Source organism: Pseudomonas sp. MF6751 (assembly GCF_016613265.1).
Lineage (GTDB): Bacteria > Pseudomonadota > Gammaproteobacteria > Pseudomonadales > Pseudomonadaceae > Aquipseudomonas > Aquipseudomonas fluorescens_BV.
This window is the reverse complement of sequence record NZ_JAENSV010000010.1, coordinates 93,212-110,525: the sequence shown is the minus strand read 5'-3', so window position 1 is coordinate 110,525 and position 17,314 is coordinate 93,212. Positions and strand designations below refer to the sequence as shown.

Genomic DNA, 17,314 nt, shown 5'->3' with positions numbered 1-17,314 from the left:
TCTACGCGACGAGGGATGCATCCGTCTTCGCCGACTTCTGCAACAAAAAACCAGAGATTTTGCTGCTCAGGGCCAGCAGGTCGGCTGGGTCCATTCCGGCGACTTCGATGGCGGTGAGGCTCGGAGAGCTGATGCGCGGCAGAACCTTGATCAGACTGCCGACGTCCATCTGCAGCAGCTCCACCAGGCTCACGCCGCGCAATTCGCCGGAGTTTGGCTTGCGCAGGGTGATGGTCTCGATGCTGGTGGTGCCGCGACGGATCGGTGTGTCGAGGGTGACGGTGTTGTCGTCGGCCAGCTGCTGCACGTCGGGCTGTTCGGTAGTTTCGTTCTTCATTGGATTTGCTCCTGGTGATTAAAGGGTGCGGCTTGATCAAGGGGGGGCGGGTCAGATGCCCATGGCGGTGCGATGCTTTTCCAGCATGTCCACACCGTTGACCTTCTCGACAAAGTTGAGCAGGTCGATTTCGATAATTTCTTCGCCATCCACGGTCAGCTTGTAGTAGCTGCAGGTGGTGGTCATGGAGTGCTCAGTGTCTTCACCGGGCTGGGCGTCACCCATCTCGATGGTTTCGTGTCGACCGCGCACGACCACTTCCACGTTGCTGACTTCGCCCGTGTCGTCCTGCTGATACGGGCCAGAGAATCGCAGGGCCACGCTGGAGGCGTTGACCGCGCCGAACTGGCGCAGAGAGATCAGATCGAGGCCGCCGGTCTTCCATTCGAACTGGATGCCGTCGTCGGACATGCCCAGGTCAGCTTTGACCGGGCCATTCATGCCGCCGCCGCGATAGCCTTCCATCTTGCGGCCGAGGGAGGGCAGGGTGAGGGACTTCACTAAGCCGAGGTAGCTGTTGCCGTCATTGAACAGGTTGAGGTTTTTGAGTTTGCGAGGCATTGCCATGGCGGTGTTCTCCGGGATACGGGGTCAGGGTGAACTCCCCTTGCGGGGAGGCCCGGTTTAGCTGTTGATGCCTTTGGCGAAGTCGATCAGGTAACGGTCGGTGATTCGCTGGCGGAAGGTGAGGTCTTCAAGCGGGGGCACAGGGGTGTAGTCGTAATCGACCCACAGTTTGCCGGCCTTGAGGGTGTCCTTGGTGTTGACGTCGTCGGGATACCAGCAGCTGCCGCCGATCAGATAGCCCTGGGACTTCAGCTCGCGCATTTTGGCGTTCACGCCTTCGACCAGGTCGCGTACCAGGGAGGCGTGCATAGGCCTGTCGATAGCCCACATGTGCGCTTCGCCCATGGTGTCGGCGATGATTTGCGCGGTGCGGGTGTAGTTTTCGAAGGCGAACAACGGGTCATCGCTGCAGGTGCGGCTACCCCAGAAGCGGAAGCCGTTGGCGTTGATCAGGGTGGTGACGTCGTTGCTGTTCAGGTAGTTGGCGTCCGTGGCCGGGTTTTGCAGATCCCAGAACACGTCGGCGCTGATACCGGTCACGCCGCTGACGGCCACGTTGGACAGGGTTTTATGCCAGCCTGTCTCCTGATCGATCTTGGCGCGCAGGCCAAGCGCACGGGCCACAGCCGAGGCGGTGGTGGTCTTGTTGGCGACGGTGTCCCAGTTCTGGAAGTCCGGCCAAATCACCATCATTTCGCGGGCGCCGAAGTTCGCGCGGTAAGCGACCACCTCTTCCTTGGTCTTGCAGCCCCAGGCGCTGACGTAGGCAAAGGCCCGAAGGTCTTTGGCGATGGCGCCGAGTGCGGTGGCCACCGGCAAACTGTCCAGGCCAGGCACGCCGAGGATGCGCGGGGCCATGCCCACGCGAGACTTGGAGGCGAGCAGGGCTTTCATGCCGGTGTACTGGCCGGTCGGTGTGGTGCCGCCGATCAGGGCGCTGGTAGTGGCCGCTTCGTCGGCACCTTCTTTGACCCGCACGACGATGACATAGGGCTTGGTCTGGTCGGCGATGCCTTGCAGGCTCGCGGCCAGGGTGCCCTTTACGCCGGCTTTGCCGACGGCAGTCTGCACGTTGGTGATAAGGACGGGCGTGTCCAGAGGGAAAACGAGTGGGTCCGCATCTTCAGCCGTGCAAACCATGCCGATAACTGCGGTGGGAATAGTGCGAATGGGGCGGGTGCCGTCGTTGAGTTCGATGACCCGCACGCCGTGGAGATAATCGGCCATGGGTTGGTGCCTGCGCTGTGATGGAATGACAGTGCAGAGGTTGCCGCGCGCGCGCCGGCTGGGCGAGCGCGGCACCTTGTAGGGGCCGCGTTTACAGGGGGAGTGTTATCGAGCCTGGTCTTTGATCCAGGCTGGCGGCACTGGACGTTTGCTGATATCGGGGAAGCTGTCCGATTGAGGCCAGTCGCGCAGCAGCTGCATGTAGCTCAGCAATTCAGCGTATTGCTCGGTAGTGAGCGTTGTGTCGGCGCCCATCTCCGCCTGATCACGGTGGCGATCTCGCAGCCAGGCGAGGTCTAGTAGTTCTGAGTCTCGCCAGCGCCGCTCTTCATTGGCCGCTTCTTCAACAGTCGATTTAGGTAGCGTCTGCCCGCCATCGGCAACCCATTCTAAGTAGGACACCCAGTCCTTGTTGCCCATGTCGTCCGGGACAAACACCAGGTCTGTCATTCGCTGAACGCCGGCTACCGTAAATTTGTACGCAAGATCATTCATTGTCATTACCTCAAAGTTCCGCGTCGGCGGTCCACTCGATCTGAAGGGTGAAGCCGGGAACAGAGCCGCTTGGCGGCACGCAAGACAATGCGAAGCCTGTGGCCCATAAGCTCTGGATATTGGTCTGCGTGCAGGGCCTGCCGAGCGATTGCGCCCACACTTCAGAGGTCTGCTCACCAGGGGAAAACAATCTCAGCGTAGGCACAACGCGTTTCACTTCCCGGAAGTCCATACGCAAAGCCGACTGTGAGGCCTGCGCTGCTGCGGATTGCGTGAAGCTGGCGATACAGGTGGACGGCCCGTTGTTCGACTTAAGAGGGTGATCCTGCAGGAATGACTTTTCGAAGTATCGCAGGCATGCGCGGTACTCCTCCTGGTGCGTCCTGTAATCGTACGGCGTCGCCACGCTGCCAGGCTCGATCTGAACGTTGGTAATGTCCGTGTAGTGGGCACCAGTCCCCCAGCTGGCAAAGATAACTTCCAGGAAGTCGTTGGCGACGCCTTTGTTCTTGTTCACCACCCCACCCAGATCGAGGGTGACGACGTACTTTTTGTATACCGTTGTCAGCTCCACCGAGGTGCCCACATCCACGTTCGGCTCGGTTGAATTCACCCCAAAATTTTGACGAAGAATCACTGCGCACGTATGTGGAACGCTGGTTTTCATATAGAACGAGACGGTCACCTTCCCGCCAGCCAGCGTTTCGACGTTCTCGATGCGCTGACTCAGGTTCCAGCCCTGGCCTTCACCCTGGCGCGAAAGTCTCAGGGCAAATTTTGCCTCGTTGATATTGGCGTCCTGCTCGAGCGGCAGTTGGCTCCAGTTGCATGTGGCGTTTTTCGGGCTGTAAATCATCCAGCGGTCCGGGCCGAACGTGCTTTCGGGGTCGCCGTTGGCTTTTCCGACGACGCCTGACTTGCCCCGCTGCCAAATCTGGAATGCACCGTTGATCAACCGGTTCTTGCGGAATACGTGCACCGGGAACTGCTGGAGTGGGCTCTCGATCTGATTGCGTACTGTCTCGGTGTTCGACACCCGCTTCGATCGGTCATTAACCGGTGGGGTCGGGGCGTTCTGCCCACCTGCCCATTGAAACGAAAGAGGCGTGGTGCCGAACACAATCGGCGCGTCAGTGATCAACTGCCAGAGCGTGTCGCCATTGGCGGCGCCGCGCTCAACGTGAATCAACAAACCGGGCGTCACCTCCGCGCCGATATCGGCATCAGCAGTACGGGTCCAGATTTCGGCGGTGGTGAGGTATAAGCCATTGTCTTTGCCCTGCGCCTGGTCTTTCACCAGCACCCGCGAACCCACCGGCACTGCCACGCCGTCGATGGTCTGCGCACCGGCCAGGACTACTGGGCCGGTGGTCGCTACCAGCACCGACTGCTTCACATCCTGCTGATTGATGGCGTCAGTGATGGAGTCCGTCACGAACTTGCGAGTGGCGAGCACCACTGCCGGATCAATCATCAGCACCACGTTTGCCGCGCTGGAAACGATGAAGTTCATGCGCACAACTTGTGTGCGGCCCGAGCCTTGGGACATCAGCGGCTTGTAGCTGGGGGCGCAGTTCGCCACAGCGACCAGATCGCCGTCACCGTCGTACAGTCCAATCTCCCGAATCCACCACCCGCCCTCGTCGGCCGGAATGATCTGTTCGGCGATGAGGATGTTGGCGTTGGCAGGATCGATCGACAGTTTGTTCAACTGCCGACGGCGGCGCTCGTTGATCAACTTCTTTTGGTTACGGTCGGGAATCGGATCGGTGCCATTCGCATCACCCACGCCCATTTCGGTGAGTTTCCAGGGGATGCCCAGCGCGTCCGCGTTGGCCTGCTTGGCTTCACCGACAGCGGTGAGAATCGCAAAGAACTGAGAGTTGGGATCAATCATGGGTAGATGTCCAGTGTGTCGATGGAGTGTTCCCGGCCAGCGGCGCCTATGTAGCACTTGAGGTTGATAACCCCCGGTACTGGCGGGTAAATGTCGAGGGTGTCGATGGTGTGTTCGCGCCCAGGTGCGCCGATTACGCCTGTGGTAACGATGTCTCGGAGGACCGGCGGATAAACGTCGATTTCATCGCCGTCGTATGTGCTCGCGAAAATGTTGATGCCACCGGTGGTTTCAAGACTGATAGCCAGGCCAGTCAGGTGGCGCGTAACGGGCCTCGCGTCGTCGATCAGCCAGGTCAGCTCCTGATACATCTCCTCGGTGATGCCGGTTTCCAGCACGCCCACCTTGATGGCAAACGTGCCCGGTACGCCGTTCGGCGTGGTTTGCCACCACTCCAGCACTTCAATCAGGTAACCGAGCGGTTCCACAACGCGGCGCAAAGCGCCGATGGTGCCTTTGCGCGAGTGGACGTAGTGTGATGAACGGATAGCTGCGCGTTTCGCTGCTTCGGTCCACTTGCTGTCCCAGCGATCAACCGAGAAAGCCCAGGCCAGATAGGGCAACAGGTCGACGGGGCATTCGTCCGGGTTGCAGAGCTGTCGCAAAGGAATAGGGACGCGCTGGATCTGCGCGAGCGCCTGCGCCGCCTGACGTTCCAGCGGCGTAGCGTTTCCCGGTAGCAGCTGCTGCACAGCCATCACTCAACGCCTCGGCTTAATGTGATGCCGGTGCAATAGGGCGCTTGAGCCTTGTTCGCGACGATGTCTACCCAGTCTTCCAGTTCGACTTTGCGCACACCTTCGACGTGGAGCGCAGCATGGAGGGCCGATTCCGAGACCTCCATGCCCAGGCGCCGCCGTTGATGAACGTAGGCCAGCAGCCGCTGTTCTGCAGCAGCCAGGATAGGTTCAGACTCGGGGCCGCTCGACAGCAAATAGAGCTTGGCGTTGACCTGGTAATTCAGGATCTGCGCACCCTGGACAGTGAGACGGTCGGCCACCGGCCGGCGGTCATCGTCGCTCAGGTAAGCGTTGACGACGGCAAGCAGCTCGGGGGGCGCCGTGCCATCGCCCAGCAATGACTGAACCGTGACCACGGCGACGGCAGGCGAGGGGCTTTCGGCGGTGGCGTCGGCTACCCGGCCGTCCGCTGCCCTGGCGTGGAAGATGTAGCTGTTGCGCGGGCCTGCGGTACTCAAGCCTTCCCAGGCCATCTGCGCACGTTCGCGCAGGCTGTCATCGCTTTCCATCAACGTAGGGATGGGCGGCACGGCATTGGCTTTGCCTTGCTGAATCACCAGGCGCTTGACGTTGAAGTTGCCGGCCAGCTGTTCCAGGTCAGTGCCACGCGCGGTGGCAAGCAGGTTGGCAAGCGATGCTTCGTTGACTCGCTGACGCCATACGGTCTCGCGGTAGGTGTTTTCCTGCAGCAGCTTGGTGAGCGGCTCCGACTCTATCTCCAGGCGTGCCGCGATCTGGGGCTGCTCGTCGGCCGGCCAGAGGCTGATCATGTACGCCTTTCGCTCGGCCAGGATCTGTTCGAAGTCGATCTGCTCGACGATCTGCGGCGGCGGCAGCTGGCTGAGGTCGATGGCGGCGAAACTGTTCATACACTGCCTCCCAGCTGCAGCGGCACGCTGAGGCTCAATGGCTCATTGGTATCCACCACAGTGCCCTCCAGATCGATCGAAGCCTGGCCCTGCATGTTTGCTCCCGCGAACTGCACACGGCTCAGGCTGATGCGGGTTTCCCAGCGCATAAGGGCCATGACCGTGGCTGCATAAACGCGCAGACGGTTGACGTCGTTGAAGGGGTGATCTACCAGCTCGGGCACCAAGCTGCCGTATTCGCGGCGCATTACACGCGTGCCAATGCGGGTGGTCAGGATGTCGGTGATCGCCTGACTGATGTGCTCGCGCTCGCTGATGGCGCCGCCGGTATGTCGGTTCATGATGGGATGGGCACCCCGGACTGATCGCTGCCTTGCTTAACGCCATAGGTCAGGTGATTGACCAGACTCACCTTTGCCGCGACGACGTCTTCAGAAACGTCGACTCGGCCGGTGACGATCTGATTCCCGGTTTGGATGTAGTCGCCCTGGTGCGTGATGTCGCCGACCAGGTTGATGCCGCCGGTGCAGATTAGATTGGTGGTGCCACCGTCTGCCAGTGTGGCGTTGAGGTGGTGGGCCACGCTGTCGTACTCGATCACCGTGCCGTCCGCGTAGGTACGACGGTGCAGGCCTGGGCGGTTGCCGTTGGCGGGGATGTGGTCACTGAATACGCCTGTCACGGCTATCCCATTGGCGAGCTGGCCGGATGGGCTGACCAGCATCACTTGCTCCCCGATGGTGGGCGGGTCCCACTCGCGATCAGCCCCGGCGCGCAAAGCGAGCCAAGGAAGCCAGGCGGTGGTCAGCTTTCCGGTTGTTACCTGCACGCGCGGCGGCTCCATCTGGACGGCGGCGATGACGCCGAAGCGGATGAGGTTTTCGAGCAGGCGGGCGAGGGCGGCTAAGTCGTTCATGGCGCCGATGGTGGCGCCACGCGCGTGCGGGCGCAGCTTCGGCGCCTTGTAGGAAGGGGGCTTACAGTGTCAGGTGGGCCAATAAGCTGTCGCGTATCAAATCGAGGTCTTCATCCGTAAAGCCCAATACTTCACGCTGTTCATAGCGCACTTCGGGCGCGTCTCGCTCCGCGCGGTCCTTCAATCCGAACTGGTGAACCCTGGCGATGCGGGAGATCCGCCCGGTAAATCCCACCGTCACGGCGTTGCTATCGCCTCGGGCCTTCATATAGGTCGCGGTACGCAGCTTTTTGAACATCTCAACCTTACGCCGAATGCGGCCTTGCTTGCCGCGCAAGTCCCGTTTTTTCCGTGGTGCGAACTTGCTGCCATCCGGGTTTTGCTGTGTCAGTACGCGCTTTTGTTGGCTGCGCCGCAGTTCCTGGCCGATGGAGCGGGCGAGTTGATTGCGGGCTGCTGGCTGCAGTTGCTCCAGCAGCCCGGACGCCCAGGTCTCCAGCGCCTCAAGCTTATTTGTCATCGGGAACCATCCATTCGCTGGCGTTGCCTTCGGAGCCTGGTACCCACTTCGGATCGAGGTAGCCCGCTACACGTTGCGGCTCGCCGGCATGTTTAACGGTGGTATTGCCTTCAGCGTCTTTGCCCACCACCACGCGTTCCGTCAGACGCAATGTAAGGCCCAGATCTACTTTTTCTTTATCAAGGATGTCGGCTTCGAACTGAATACCGGTCTGCATTTTTTCGTAGTTTTCCAGCAGCTCAGGTTGGTTGATGCTGATCCACCCCAGTACGGGCAGCATCACGCTGTCAGGGTGACCCGCGAAGGCGGTAAGGATGATCTGCAGATCGTAGCTGTACTCAAAAGAAAGGGTTGCGGCAGCGGTGCAGCGCACCTTGCCGTTGTCGATGAAAATCAGCAACAGGTCAGGGTTGTGCTGCAAGTCGGCAACGGTGGCCAGCAGGTGGGCGCGCAGGCTTTCGGGCTTGTTCATGGGTGGGCCTGCTGGTGTTCGTAGACCATGTCGACCTGTGCTGCGCAATCGGCCCAGGCGGCTTCGGCGCGGTCTTCGTCGTTGAGTAGGTCGCCGTTATTGGCTGGGCTTGTCGCCGGCAGCTGGCACGGCACCACGGCCGGACAGCCAGTCACGGTAAGCTGCGGCGCCGGTGAGGGCGGGGCGTTCACGCAGCCGGCGAGCAGCGTCAGGCAAAGGCCGAGCAGCCCAGTCGCGTAGTTCGTCGTTTTCACGTTTGAGTTCCTCTATGGTTCGTGCGCGCTTTGCCAGGGCCTGGCGCAGTTGATCCTGCTGGGCGCGCAGAGCGGACTGGCTTTCGCGCTCCTGCTGCAGGGTGGTGGCGAGAGTGTTGACGGTCGCCAGGTTGCGGTTCGCGTCTTCGCGGGCCGTTTTGGCGGCGTCATTCGCCCGTGCGGCTTTGCCCTCGGCGGCGTCTATGCGCTGTTGCTGGCCCCAGATCAGCAGCGCCAGGGCGCCGAGCAGCGCGATGCCGTACAGAGCCTGGCGCAGGGTGCTCAAGCGCGGTACCAGCCATGTTTGTTCATGGCAGCGGTGTCGAGCTGTTTAATCGGGCCGCGCACGATTACCGCCCTTGCGTTGTTCATCAGCTGGATGCACTCGGCTAGCCGCACCATGTCTTCCTGTTCGGTCGATTCCGGTACCACCAAAAGGTCACCGTCCTGCACTCTCAGTTTTTGAACCGCTTCGAAGTCGATCATGCCGCCACTCCTTTCCCGCACTCGCAGCTGGCGTGCCGCTCATAGGCTCGCTGAAGCTTGGTGTCGTAGAGATTGCGCAGATAGTCCGGCCCGTTGTAGAGCCGAGCAAACTCGGCCCATTTGCGGGCCTTCAAGGCCTTGTGCAGCACCGGGTCCGTCTCGATGAAGCGGGTGAAGGCGTCGAATTGCTGCGATTCGCCGCCGCTCATTGCCGCCACGAAGTCCTGCACGCTGGCGTAGCCAAGACGTTGCCAGTGGTAGCCCATGATTTGAAAGGCGCCCCAGGACGCCGATTCCAGTGCGGCCGTGTCGTCGATCTGTCGGGCCATGGCCAGGCGTTGGTGCTCGGCGGTACCGCCGATGTAACCACCGGCCTTCGGGTTGACCAGGGCGGGATTGGTCGCGGCGAGTTCATCGGCATGGCGCTTGACTTCCGCCGGATCGTCGCCAGGGTGTCGAACCTTCGCGAGCTGTCGGTACATGATGTGTCGTTCGAACAGGATCACCGGCTTACCGTTTTCCAGGAAGCCTCTGCCTTTCGATTCCACTTCGTTGACGGCGTAGATAGTCGCCAGTGGCACGCCGAGGCGTTCAGCAGCGGTTACCAGGTCGTGGTTGCGCAGCAGTTGGGCACAGTCGCCGCCTGCCAGGCTGGATTGGGTCTTGGTACCGGCAACGCCATCGGCTACCAAACCAACTTTCAACTGGTACGCGCGTACGGCGATCTCGGTGGCGTCACCGTAGTGACCGTCCGGCACCAGGTTGGCACCGTACCTGTTGAGGTTCTTTTGCAGAATAAGCACCGCCTGCGAGCGGTCGCCGTGGCGAAGGGTGGTGGTCATGCACTGGGCCTCAACAGGGCGGCGACGTTGCCGCGTGAACGGAAAATCAGGATGCAGAGCAGCACGATGGCTGCGGCCTGGCCGAAGCTCGTCGGCTGACGGTCCAGTAGGATTTCCAGACCGCAGATGCAGAGCACTCCGCCAAATAGGCTTGCCAGAAGGGAGATGCTGCGCCGGTACCGCGCATCCCCTCGGGTGTAACAGGCCAGGCGCAGAGCGCTCAGCAAGTAGGCGATTGCCGCGATCAACTGCACGGCCAGTTCGATGTTCGGCATATCAGGTGCCCCCTCGGATGCGACGCCAGATGTCCCAGATATCCGCCTTTTCCACCCACACCATCAGTTTGATGCTGATCGGGATGACCACCAGGGCACAGAGGAAAGCGCTACCGCCGCTGGTGATGAACGGGATTGCTTGCAAGGCCATGGGTGCGAACAGGTAGCCCACCCCGGCCGATAGGAACAGAGAGCCCAGGCGCTGCCAGACCTTGAGGTCGCGCTTGGTGCTGGTGACCAGCCAAGCGCCGAGGATGGCGCCGAATAGCGCCCCGTCGTCGATGACTGGCGTAACGCTCGCCAAGCCCAAGCCAATGAGCAGGCCGGACACAACGCTGGAAGTCGGATCAGCCATGGTGTGGGTTTCCTTGGTAGCAGTGGGTCAGTCCCATAGGTTCACCATCTGCCGTTGTGGCGCGCTGGTCTGGGCTTCGGGCATGTTGATAACGAGGCCTTGTGGCAGGACGGGGCCGTGGTCGGCCAGGCCGGGGTTCGCCTGCAGCACCGCTTCGGTGACGCCCGCGGTTCGGCCGTAATACCGCCAGCACAGGGCGTCGACGGTGTCGTTTTGATTGGCGCGGACGGCGACCGCCATCAGATCAGCTCCACGGTGGTGCGGCTTTTTTCGAGAAAGTCACGCACCGCCCAACGCAGATCGCGGCGGTAGTCATCAATGGTAGGTGCGACCTCTTCGGCCTTGTTGTTGCCGGTGTTGGTGGCGCTGTAGTCGCGAAAGCGTTCGCAGACCTCGGCGCCGGTACCGGCCTCGATCGCGCGGCGGTAGAGGTGTGCCTTTACCGATACGTCTTTGATCCGATCACCTGGTACAGCGTCCAACGTGGCGTAACCAGCTGCCTGTTGAGCTGCTCGCCAGTCACTCAGCTCGCGGTTGAGGTTGATAGCGGCAGAGATCACGGCGGTTTCCAAGCGGGCCGGGGTGACGCTGGAGTCGATGCGCAGGGTGGCGCGCAGGCTATCCAGGTCAATCGACGGCCAGAACGGGTCGGTGTTGATGTGGCCGCTGGCGACGGTGCCGCTGGCTACAAATGCGCTCATGAGACTGCACTCAAAAAAAGATCGCCGGTGGTCGGGGCTTCACGTTCAGGAGGAGCGGCCTGGCCGATCCGCCCCGAGCCGGCGGGGTGCGTGGGGACGCTCAGTTAGCTGCTGGAGCAGCGTATTTTTTGAGGAGACGCTCGACGCGCTCCAAATCCTTCTTGCCACCGCAGTTGGTGTTCAGCTCGATGGCCCGAGACAGATATTTTTTCGAGGACTCCAGGTGACACAGGGCGGCCACCTTGCTTTCCGACGTGTCGTCGTCCGAAACCATCTCCGCGAAAGCCTTGCCCAGGGCCAGATGCAGCTTGGCTTTAGCCTGGTCGGGCATGTCTTCTTCACCCGCGATTTGCTCAGTGCGCAGCAGCAGATCCACGTCGAACGTGCCACCGGCCTTCTGCGCCTTCAGGGCGACTTCGGCAATTTCTTCGGCAACGATGGTGCCTGTAGTGCGTTCGAAGCGGTCAGGCATGAGCAATGCGTGCTGAATGACGTACTCGGCAATGTCGAGGGCGCCGGCAAAGTCGCCGGCATCCATTCGCCAAACCATCAAAGTGGTTAGCACCTGGTCCTGCGCGCCTTTGCCGCCTGCCAGAACGCCTTCCACGTATGGGACGTATTCGGGCAGCAGTTGCTTTTTCAGCTCTGCTTTGCCCTCGGTGGACTGCACCTGTTTCAGGCGCAAGTAGTCCTGCTGGAGCTTCGCCAGGTGCAGTTCGTAAACAGTGGAACCTTCCATGGTCATGGCTGGGCCGGCCACAGCAGCCGCTGCAACGGCGGCTGTGACGCGCTGGAAGTGACGACGGCAAGGGTTGGTCATGGTTGCTCGCCTTAGCTCAGGGTGATGTTTTCGGCCATGGCAGCGCAGCCAAGGTCTTCGATCACGTAGGCTTCATTGACCGACTCGTAGTTTTCAATACGGTCGCGTTTGGCGTTATCCACCACCGTGCGGCGGCGGGTGCCTTCCTGCCAGTAGATCGACAGGTTGTCGAGGCGGGTAACCAGCAGACCGTTCGGCGGGAAGTGAGGCACTCGCACCGCCGGCAGGTTGCCGATGCGCTTCTGGCTGGTGACGATATCGGCCGCAAGCATTTCGGTCGGCGCTTGGGTTTTGTTGATGATCGGAAAGTACTTGTCGGCCAGCAGCTGGCGACCGCAAATCACCACCAGGTCAGTGTCTTCCTGGTACCAAGGCTCGATGAACTCGTTGACCATGCTCGCGACCAGGGCGTCGATGTTTTCGAAGTCTTTGCCCGCGCCGATCTGGATCTTGCCGCTGCCGTCGACCACTTCTTTCATAACGCGCGCAGGGTTCTCCAAGCGCATCTTTTGCAGCCATCCGACGTTAACGTCCTGCAGCAGCTTGTTGATGTCCGGTTTAGAGGTCGCCGCACGGCTGGTACCGTTCCAGCCAATCATGATCCGGTTGAGCGCCTGGGCCCGGATGATGGCGTCACGGATACGCGCCTGGAAGTCTTTGAACTTAGCCCATTGATCCAGCTTCTGGTAACGCAGGCCCGTATCGAAGTTGGTTTGGGTGCAGGTGTAGCTACGGTTGTCGAGGCCGGTAGGGTCGCGTGGCTCGCGGTCTTGCTGGGTGGTATCGGTGGTGCCGGCAATAGTACCGTCGATACCGATGCCGATTTTTTCGCCCGACTGCTCAGCCACGCCGTAGACGTTGATCGAGCTGAGAAACGCGCTCGACTCCTGCATCCGGGTTTCCAACGTCTGTGCAACGGATGGAGCAGCTGTGAATTTGGTGGTGACGTCGCTCACACCGTGCAATTGGGCGAGTTGTTGCAGGTAAGCGTTGAAAAGAACGCGAGTATCGTTACGCATGGTGTTCTCCGGTGTTCCTTGGCTGGGTGTTGTCCGTGATCTGGATTAGCAGTCGGTGACGAGTGCGCCGTCACCGCCCGTAGCCGGCGGGCGAACGGAGTACTGCGGTTTCTGGCCGGTGGTGTCCGGGGTTTTTTCGAGCTGTTGAACCAACGCAGTGAAGTCGGCAGACAGCTTTTCGTGAGCGGTCTGCAGCTTTTCGCGGGCGGTTTTTTCGGCGGTAAAGGCTTCGCCCTGACCGGCCACATGCTCGGCCATGGCTTCAACGGCCTCGCCGAGTTCAGTGAATAGAGCGGCGTCCTTGCCTTCCTTGTCCTTGCTCTTGCCGAGTAGGTCGAGGACGCGGCTAAACAGGCCTGCGACTTTGCCGCTTTCGTCCTCAACTTCTTCGAATTCAAGTTCAATCTCGACGACCTCTGAAAAGAGGTTGCCGGGATCGCGTTTGCGACTGGTCAGCGGGTTCATGTCCGGGTGCTGGGCGCTGAACGTCAGCATCTCAGTGCCCAAGCTGGCCGGGGTATCGGTAACGGCGATACCGTCCAAATAGGCGCGGCCGGTGTCGGCGAATTTCGGCCGAATCTCGATGCTGGTGTACAGCTTCTGCCGTGCTTTGTTCATGGCGATCAGGTCGGAGGTCGGTTCGATTTGCGCGAACAAGGCCAATTTCTTGGCCCCGGCAATCTCGACCTCTTCCGTCTTCAGTGCGACAACATCGCCGTAAGCGCGGAAAGGGCTATCCGGCAGCAAGCTGCGCATGTGCTCAATCCAAACCCGCGCACCGTAGGTGTTCTGGCTGTAGGTTTCGGCAGCGTCGACCAGCCATTGGCGCTCGATCTGGCGACCATCGGTGGTGGCGCCTTCAACGGCGACGCGGAAGAACTTGGAGCGTTGTTTCTTGGCTGGGTTGTCGGTTTTGCCGGCCATGCGTGAATCCCTCAGTGCGGTGGCAGTCTGCCTTGGCGATGAGCGCATGTTGTTGAGCGCGGGCGCGACGGGCAACGAGGCGCTGTTGTAGATCGTTGATCTACAAGGGGCGGAGGGGGAACTGTTCGCGCGCGGGCGGCAGCATCTGCGCCATGAATGCCATCGTCGAACTACCTACCGATCACCGCCGCCACGCCAAGCACCTGTATTGGCAGGGCTATCGCGTGTGCGAGATAGCTGAGCTGATCGGGGAGAAGGAAAAAACGCTGCACAGCTGGAAGGCCCGGGACGAATGGGACCGCGCGACACCGCTAGAGCGTATCCAGGCGGCGACCGAAGCCCGCTTGGTTCAACTGATCCTGAAAGACCCGAAGTCAGGGTCCGACTACAAGGAAATTGACCTCTTGCACCGCCAGCTGGAGCGGCAAGCCCGTATCCAGCGCTTCAACGACGGCGGTACCGAAACCGAGTTGAATCCGAACTTGGCGAAGCGCAACGAGGGACCGAAAAAAGCACCGAAACGCAACGAGTTCGACGAAGAACACATTGAAAAACTGACGGAAGCGTTCATCGACGGCTGTTTCGGCTACCAGTTGGATTGGTACAAAGCCGGCAATCAGCGAACCCGCGCAATCCTCAAGTCACGGCAGATCGGCGCGACTTACTATTTCGCCCGTGAAGCGCTGATCGATGCGCTGACGACAGGCCGTAACCAGATTTTCCTGTCGGCCTCAAAAAATCAGGCACACATTTTCAAGGCCTACATTCAGGCCTTTGCCCGTGAGGTAGTCGGCGTTGAGCTGACGGGAGATCCCATCATTCTGGGCAATGGCGCCGAGCTGCACTTCTTGGGTACCAACGCCCGGACGGCCCAGGGCTATCACGGCAACTTCTACTTCGACGAGTTTTTCTGGACGTTCAAGTTCAAGGAACTGAACAAGGTCGCCAGTGGCATGGCGATGCAGAAGCAATACCGCCGAACGTACTTTTCGACGCCTTCCAGCATGGCCCATGAGGCCTATACGTTCTGGACCGGTGAGCGGTTCAACAAAGGCAAGCCGGCGGCGCAACGGGTCAAAATCGACGTCTCTCATGATGTCCTGCAGCAGGGCCGACTCTGTGAAGACCGGGTATGGCGACAGATCGTCACCATCCTGGACGCGGAGGACCGTGGCTGCGACTTGTTCGACCTGGACGAACTGCGCCAGGAATACGATGCCGAGGCTTTCCAGAACCTGCTGATGTGCCAGTTCATCGACGACGGGGCCAGTATTTTCCCGCTTGCGATGCTGCAGCCTTGCATGGTGGACAGTTGGGATCTTTGGGCCGAGGACTACAAACCATTTGCAGCGCGTCCTTTTGGGGATCGCCAGGTCTGGGTTGGCTATGACCCGGCCGAGAACGGTGACAGCGCCGCACTGGTGGTAATCGCTCCACCAACGGTTCCCGGCGGCAAGTTCCGAATTTTGGAGAGGCACCAGTTTCGAGGGATGGACTTTGCCGCCCAGGCAGAGTCCATCCGCCAGGTCACCAGGCGTTACTGGGTGACCTACATCGGTATTGACATCACGGGTATGGGGTCCGGCGTGGCGCAGCTGGTGAAGCAGTTCTTCCCGAACATCACCACGTTCAGCTACTCGCCCGAAGTCAAAACGCGCCTGGTGTTGAAGGCGTACGACGTCATCAAGAACGGCCGTCTGGAGTTTGATGCCGGTTGGACGGATATGGCGCAGTCGTTGATGGCTATCCGCAAAACAGTCACCGCCTCCGGGCGCCAGTTCACTTATACGGCCGGTCGCACCGACGAGACAGGCCATGCCGACTTGGCGTGGGCGACCTTCCACGCCCTGCACAACGAGCCTCTTGAAGGGCAGACCACGGCGAATACCGGATTTATGGAGTCCTACTGATGAGCAGACGTAAGCGCGCAACCCAACTAACCACCGTTCTGCCAGCCGTAGAGGGGGAAGTACTCCCTCCCGAATCCGGGCCGGTCGAGGCTTTCACCTTTGGTGATCCAGCGCCTGTGCTCGATAGCAGGGAGATCCTCGACTATCTGGAGTGCTGGGCCAATGGCCGTTGGTTCGAAACACCGATGTCGATGGACGGCCTGGCCAAAACGACTCGCGCGAGTGTGTACCTGCAGTCCGGTCTTAACTTCAAGCGCAACATGCTGGCCCGCACATTCGTTCCTCACCGGCTGCTGAGCCGTCAGGCCTTTGAGCAGTTCGCCCTGGACTGGCTCTGGTGCGGTAACTGCTACCTGGAAAAGCGCAACAACATGCTGCGCAACACCATGGGCTTGCTTCCACCTTTGGCGAAGTACATGCGTCGAGGCGTCGACATGGAAACCTATTACCAGGTGCGCGGCTGGAAGGATGAGCACGAGTTTGCACCTGGTTCGATTTGCCACCTACGTGAGGCGGATATCAATCAAGAGATTTATGGGTTGCCGGAGTGGCTGGCGGCGCTGCAGAGCGCGCTGCTCAACGAAAGCGCCACGCTATTCCGTCGCAAGTACTACAACAACGGCAGTCACGCCGGATTCATCCTGTACATGACCGACGCGGCGCAGAAGGAAGAGGACATCGACTCATTGCGCACCGCGCTGAAGAACTCAAAAGGGCCTGGTAACTTCCGAAACCTGTTCGTGTACGCGCCCGCTGGCAAGAAGGATGGCATCCAGCTCATTCCGGTGAGCGAGGTGGCCGCAAAGGACGAATTCAGCTCGATCAAGAACATCAGCCGCGACGATCTGCTCGCGGCGTTGCGCATTCCACCCCAGTTGATGGGCATCGTGCCGCAGAACGCGGGCGGTTTCGGGTCGTTACGGGAGGCTGCTGAAGTTTGGGCGGTCAACGAGCTGGAGCCGTTGCAGGCCAGGTTGGCCCAGGTAAACGAGTGGCTGGGTGAAGAGGTTGTCAGCTTCAAAGAATTTGAGCTTCCAGCGGGGGGAAAGTAGTACCCCCGCGCAGTAAACGAGGCGACGAGATGGTGCGCTAACACCCGCTCGACGCTGACTCACTCGAACACGCCGAGTGCTCCAGCTTGACCTATGAAGTCCAGGCTCAGCAGTGAGACCAGAGCAGCGAGAGAAATGCAAAAGCCGCCTCAAGGGCGGCTTTTTTTGCTAAGCGACAAACGGTATTGACTTTATTGAAAATAAAGCGGACGTCTATTGACAAAACAAGGAATGTAGTGTCATACTGGTATCAATGTGTGTAGAGCGAATTAACCCACTCTGTTATTTAGTCTTCGCAAACAAATAATAGACACGGACAGTCACTATGTCAACTCAATTGACAAGATTTTTGGTGATCAGATGATCCGTCGGGGAGTTCGGTTTCCACCAGAGGTCCTGGGCTACGGCGCAGGTTCATCCACTGGAAGAGGAGTTCTCGACGATGTTGATAATCGAAACTGCGATACTGGTCCAAGCTTGCTATGTGCTGAAAGCCACATACCTGATGGTCCTGATCTACAAGACAGCTACCAAGTAACACCTCGGAGCCGGCCCGCCAGCATGTGGGGCCGGCTTCGTTGCATCTGCATTTTTTTTGGGGGGTTAAACCTAGACGGCGATGTACTCGAAAATTTT

Annotated in this window: 24 protein-coding genes; 2 read left to right on the top strand and 22 right to left on the bottom strand. The window is 60.1% G+C overall.

The features are described 5' to 3' along the window. Position 1: 1 nt before the first annotated feature. The 22 genes from JJD66_RS11520 to JJD66_RS11420 all read right to left on the bottom strand — a co-directional run bounded on the left by JJD66_RS11520 (position 2) and on the right by JJD66_RS11420 (position 13,716). Positions 2-337: a phage tail assembly protein gene (locus JJD66_RS11520; RefSeq protein ID WP_200648183.1), complete on the bottom strand. Its 336-nt coding sequence runs from the start codon at positions 335-337 to the stop codon at positions 2-4. Between the two features lie 51 nt (positions 338-388). Next, the gene (locus tag JJD66_RS11515; RefSeq protein WP_122484427.1) at positions 389-904 is read right to left on the bottom strand and encodes a phage major tail tube protein; all 516 of its coding nucleotides are present in this window, start codon (positions 902-904) and stop codon (positions 389-391) included. Between the two features lie 57 nt (positions 905-961). After that, the gene (locus JJD66_RS11510; RefSeq protein WP_200648182.1) at positions 962-2,131 is read right to left on the bottom strand and encodes a phage tail sheath protein; all 1,170 of its coding nucleotides are present in this window, start codon (positions 2,129-2,131) and stop codon (positions 962-964) included. 105 nt (positions 2,132-2,236) lie between these two features. Next, positions 2,237-2,626 (bottom strand): phage tail assembly chaperone, encoded by a 390-nt coding sequence (locus JJD66_RS11505; protein ID WP_234452210.1) that lies wholly within the window; start codon positions 2,624-2,626, stop codon positions 2,237-2,239. 10 nt (positions 2,627-2,636) lie between these two features. Continuing rightward, positions 2,637-4,523 carry a phage tail protein gene (locus JJD66_RS11500; protein ID WP_200648181.1) on the bottom strand — a complete coding sequence of 629 codons (1,887 nt, stop codon included), beginning with the start codon at positions 4,521-4,523 and terminating at the stop codon, positions 2,637-2,639. Next, positions 4,520-5,221: a phage tail protein I gene (locus tag JJD66_RS11495; RefSeq protein WP_200648180.1), complete on the bottom strand. Its 702-nt coding sequence runs from the start codon at positions 5,219-5,221 to the stop codon at positions 4,520-4,522. Before JJD66_RS11495 ends, JJD66_RS11500 begins: the two co-directional genes overlap by 4 nt. Then, positions 5,221-6,132: a baseplate assembly protein gene (locus tag JJD66_RS11490; protein ID WP_200648179.1), complete on the bottom strand. Its 912-nt coding sequence runs from the start codon at positions 6,130-6,132 to the stop codon at positions 5,221-5,223. Before JJD66_RS11490 ends, JJD66_RS11495 begins: the two co-directional genes overlap by 1 nt. Continuing rightward, entirely contained in the window at positions 6,129-6,473 is a 345-nt protein-coding gene (locus JJD66_RS11485; protein WP_014717558.1) for a GPW/gp25 family protein, read from the bottom strand. Before JJD66_RS11485 ends, JJD66_RS11490 begins: the two co-directional genes overlap by 4 nt. Continuing rightward, positions 6,470-7,048 carry a phage baseplate assembly protein V gene (locus JJD66_RS11480; protein WP_200648178.1) on the bottom strand — a complete coding sequence of 193 codons (579 nt, stop codon included), beginning with the start codon at positions 7,046-7,048 and terminating at the stop codon, positions 6,470-6,472. The genes JJD66_RS11485 and JJD66_RS11480 overlap by 4 nt, the downstream gene beginning before the upstream one ends. Positions 7,049-7,109: 61 nt before the next feature. Beyond that, the gene (locus tag JJD66_RS11475; protein WP_127882324.1) at positions 7,110-7,568 is read right to left on the bottom strand and encodes a phage virion morphogenesis protein; all 459 of its coding nucleotides are present in this window, start codon (positions 7,566-7,568) and stop codon (positions 7,110-7,112) included. Next, positions 7,558-8,040 (bottom strand): phage tail protein, encoded by a 483-nt coding sequence (locus JJD66_RS11470; RefSeq protein ID WP_200648177.1) that lies wholly within the window; start codon positions 8,038-8,040, stop codon positions 7,558-7,560. Before JJD66_RS11470 ends, JJD66_RS11475 begins: the two co-directional genes overlap by 11 nt. Then, on the bottom strand, positions 8,037-8,231 hold the full coding sequence (gene lysC, locus JJD66_RS28010; protein ID WP_303198959.1) for an Rz1-like lysis system protein LysC: 195 nt from the start codon (positions 8,229-8,231) through the stop codon (positions 8,037-8,039). Before lysC ends, JJD66_RS11470 begins: the two co-directional genes overlap by 4 nt. Further along, a complete protein-coding gene (gene lysB / locus JJD66_RS11465) occupies positions 8,137-8,580 on the bottom strand; it encodes an Rz-like lysis system protein LysB (protein ID WP_200648176.1) in 444 nt (147 codons plus the stop codon). Before lysB ends, lysC begins: the two co-directional genes overlap by 95 nt. Then, the gene (locus tag JJD66_RS11460; RefSeq protein ID WP_200648175.1) at positions 8,577-8,780 is read right to left on the bottom strand and encodes a hypothetical protein; all 204 of its coding nucleotides are present in this window, start codon (positions 8,778-8,780) and stop codon (positions 8,577-8,579) included. The genes lysB and JJD66_RS11460 overlap by 4 nt, the downstream gene beginning before the upstream one ends. Beyond that, complete coding sequence (locus JJD66_RS11455; protein WP_200648174.1) at positions 8,777-9,622, bottom strand: N-acetylmuramidase domain-containing protein; 846 nt, start codon at positions 9,620-9,622, stop codon at positions 8,777-8,779. The genes JJD66_RS11460 and JJD66_RS11455 overlap by 4 nt, the downstream gene beginning before the upstream one ends. Beyond that, complete coding sequence (locus JJD66_RS11450) at positions 9,619-9,897, bottom strand: phage holin family protein (RefSeq protein WP_065932284.1); 279 nt, start codon at positions 9,895-9,897, stop codon at positions 9,619-9,621. Before JJD66_RS11450 ends, JJD66_RS11455 begins: the two co-directional genes overlap by 4 nt. 1 nt (position 9,898) lies before the next feature. Continuing rightward, the gene (locus tag JJD66_RS11445; RefSeq protein ID WP_019818195.1) at positions 9,899-10,252 is read right to left on the bottom strand and encodes a putative holin; all 354 of its coding nucleotides are present in this window, start codon (positions 10,250-10,252) and stop codon (positions 9,899-9,901) included. Between the two features lie 27 nt (positions 10,253-10,279). After that, positions 10,280-10,492 (bottom strand): tail protein X, encoded by a 213-nt coding sequence (locus JJD66_RS11440; RefSeq protein ID WP_169867511.1) that lies wholly within the window; start codon positions 10,490-10,492, stop codon positions 10,280-10,282. Further along, complete coding sequence (locus JJD66_RS11435) at positions 10,492-10,953, bottom strand: head completion/stabilization protein (protein ID WP_169867512.1); 462 nt, start codon at positions 10,951-10,953, stop codon at positions 10,492-10,494. The genes JJD66_RS11440 and JJD66_RS11435 overlap by 1 nt, the downstream gene beginning before the upstream one ends. A 100-nt stretch (positions 10,954-11,053) precedes the next feature. After that, complete coding sequence (gene gpM / locus JJD66_RS11430; protein WP_200648173.1) at positions 11,054-11,773, bottom strand: phage terminase small subunit; 720 nt, start codon at positions 11,771-11,773, stop codon at positions 11,054-11,056. 11 nt (positions 11,774-11,784) lie between these two features. Then, on the bottom strand, positions 11,785-12,792 hold the full coding sequence (locus tag JJD66_RS11425; protein WP_200648172.1) for a phage major capsid protein, P2 family: 1,008 nt from the start codon (positions 12,790-12,792) through the stop codon (positions 11,785-11,787). A gap of 45 nt (positions 12,793-12,837) precedes the next feature. After that, positions 12,838-13,716, bottom strand: coding sequence for a GPO family capsid scaffolding protein (locus JJD66_RS11420; protein ID WP_080520522.1), 879 nt, complete (start codon positions 13,714-13,716; stop codon positions 12,838-12,840). A 152-nt stretch (positions 13,717-13,868) separates the two neighbouring features. Between JJD66_RS11420 and JJD66_RS11415 the strand changes: the two genes are divergently transcribed. Both JJD66_RS11415 and JJD66_RS11410 read left to right on the top strand, forming a co-directional pair. Next, positions 13,869-15,626, top strand: a complete 1,758-nt coding sequence (locus JJD66_RS11415) for a terminase ATPase subunit family protein (protein WP_124357565.1) — start codon at positions 13,869-13,871, stop codon at positions 15,624-15,626. Beyond that, positions 15,626-16,678 (top strand): phage portal protein, encoded by a 1,053-nt coding sequence (locus JJD66_RS11410; protein ID WP_200648171.1) that lies wholly within the window; start codon positions 15,626-15,628, stop codon positions 16,676-16,678. Before JJD66_RS11415 ends, JJD66_RS11410 begins: the two co-directional genes overlap by 1 nt. The last annotated feature ends 636 nt before the right edge of the window (positions 16,679-17,314 follow it).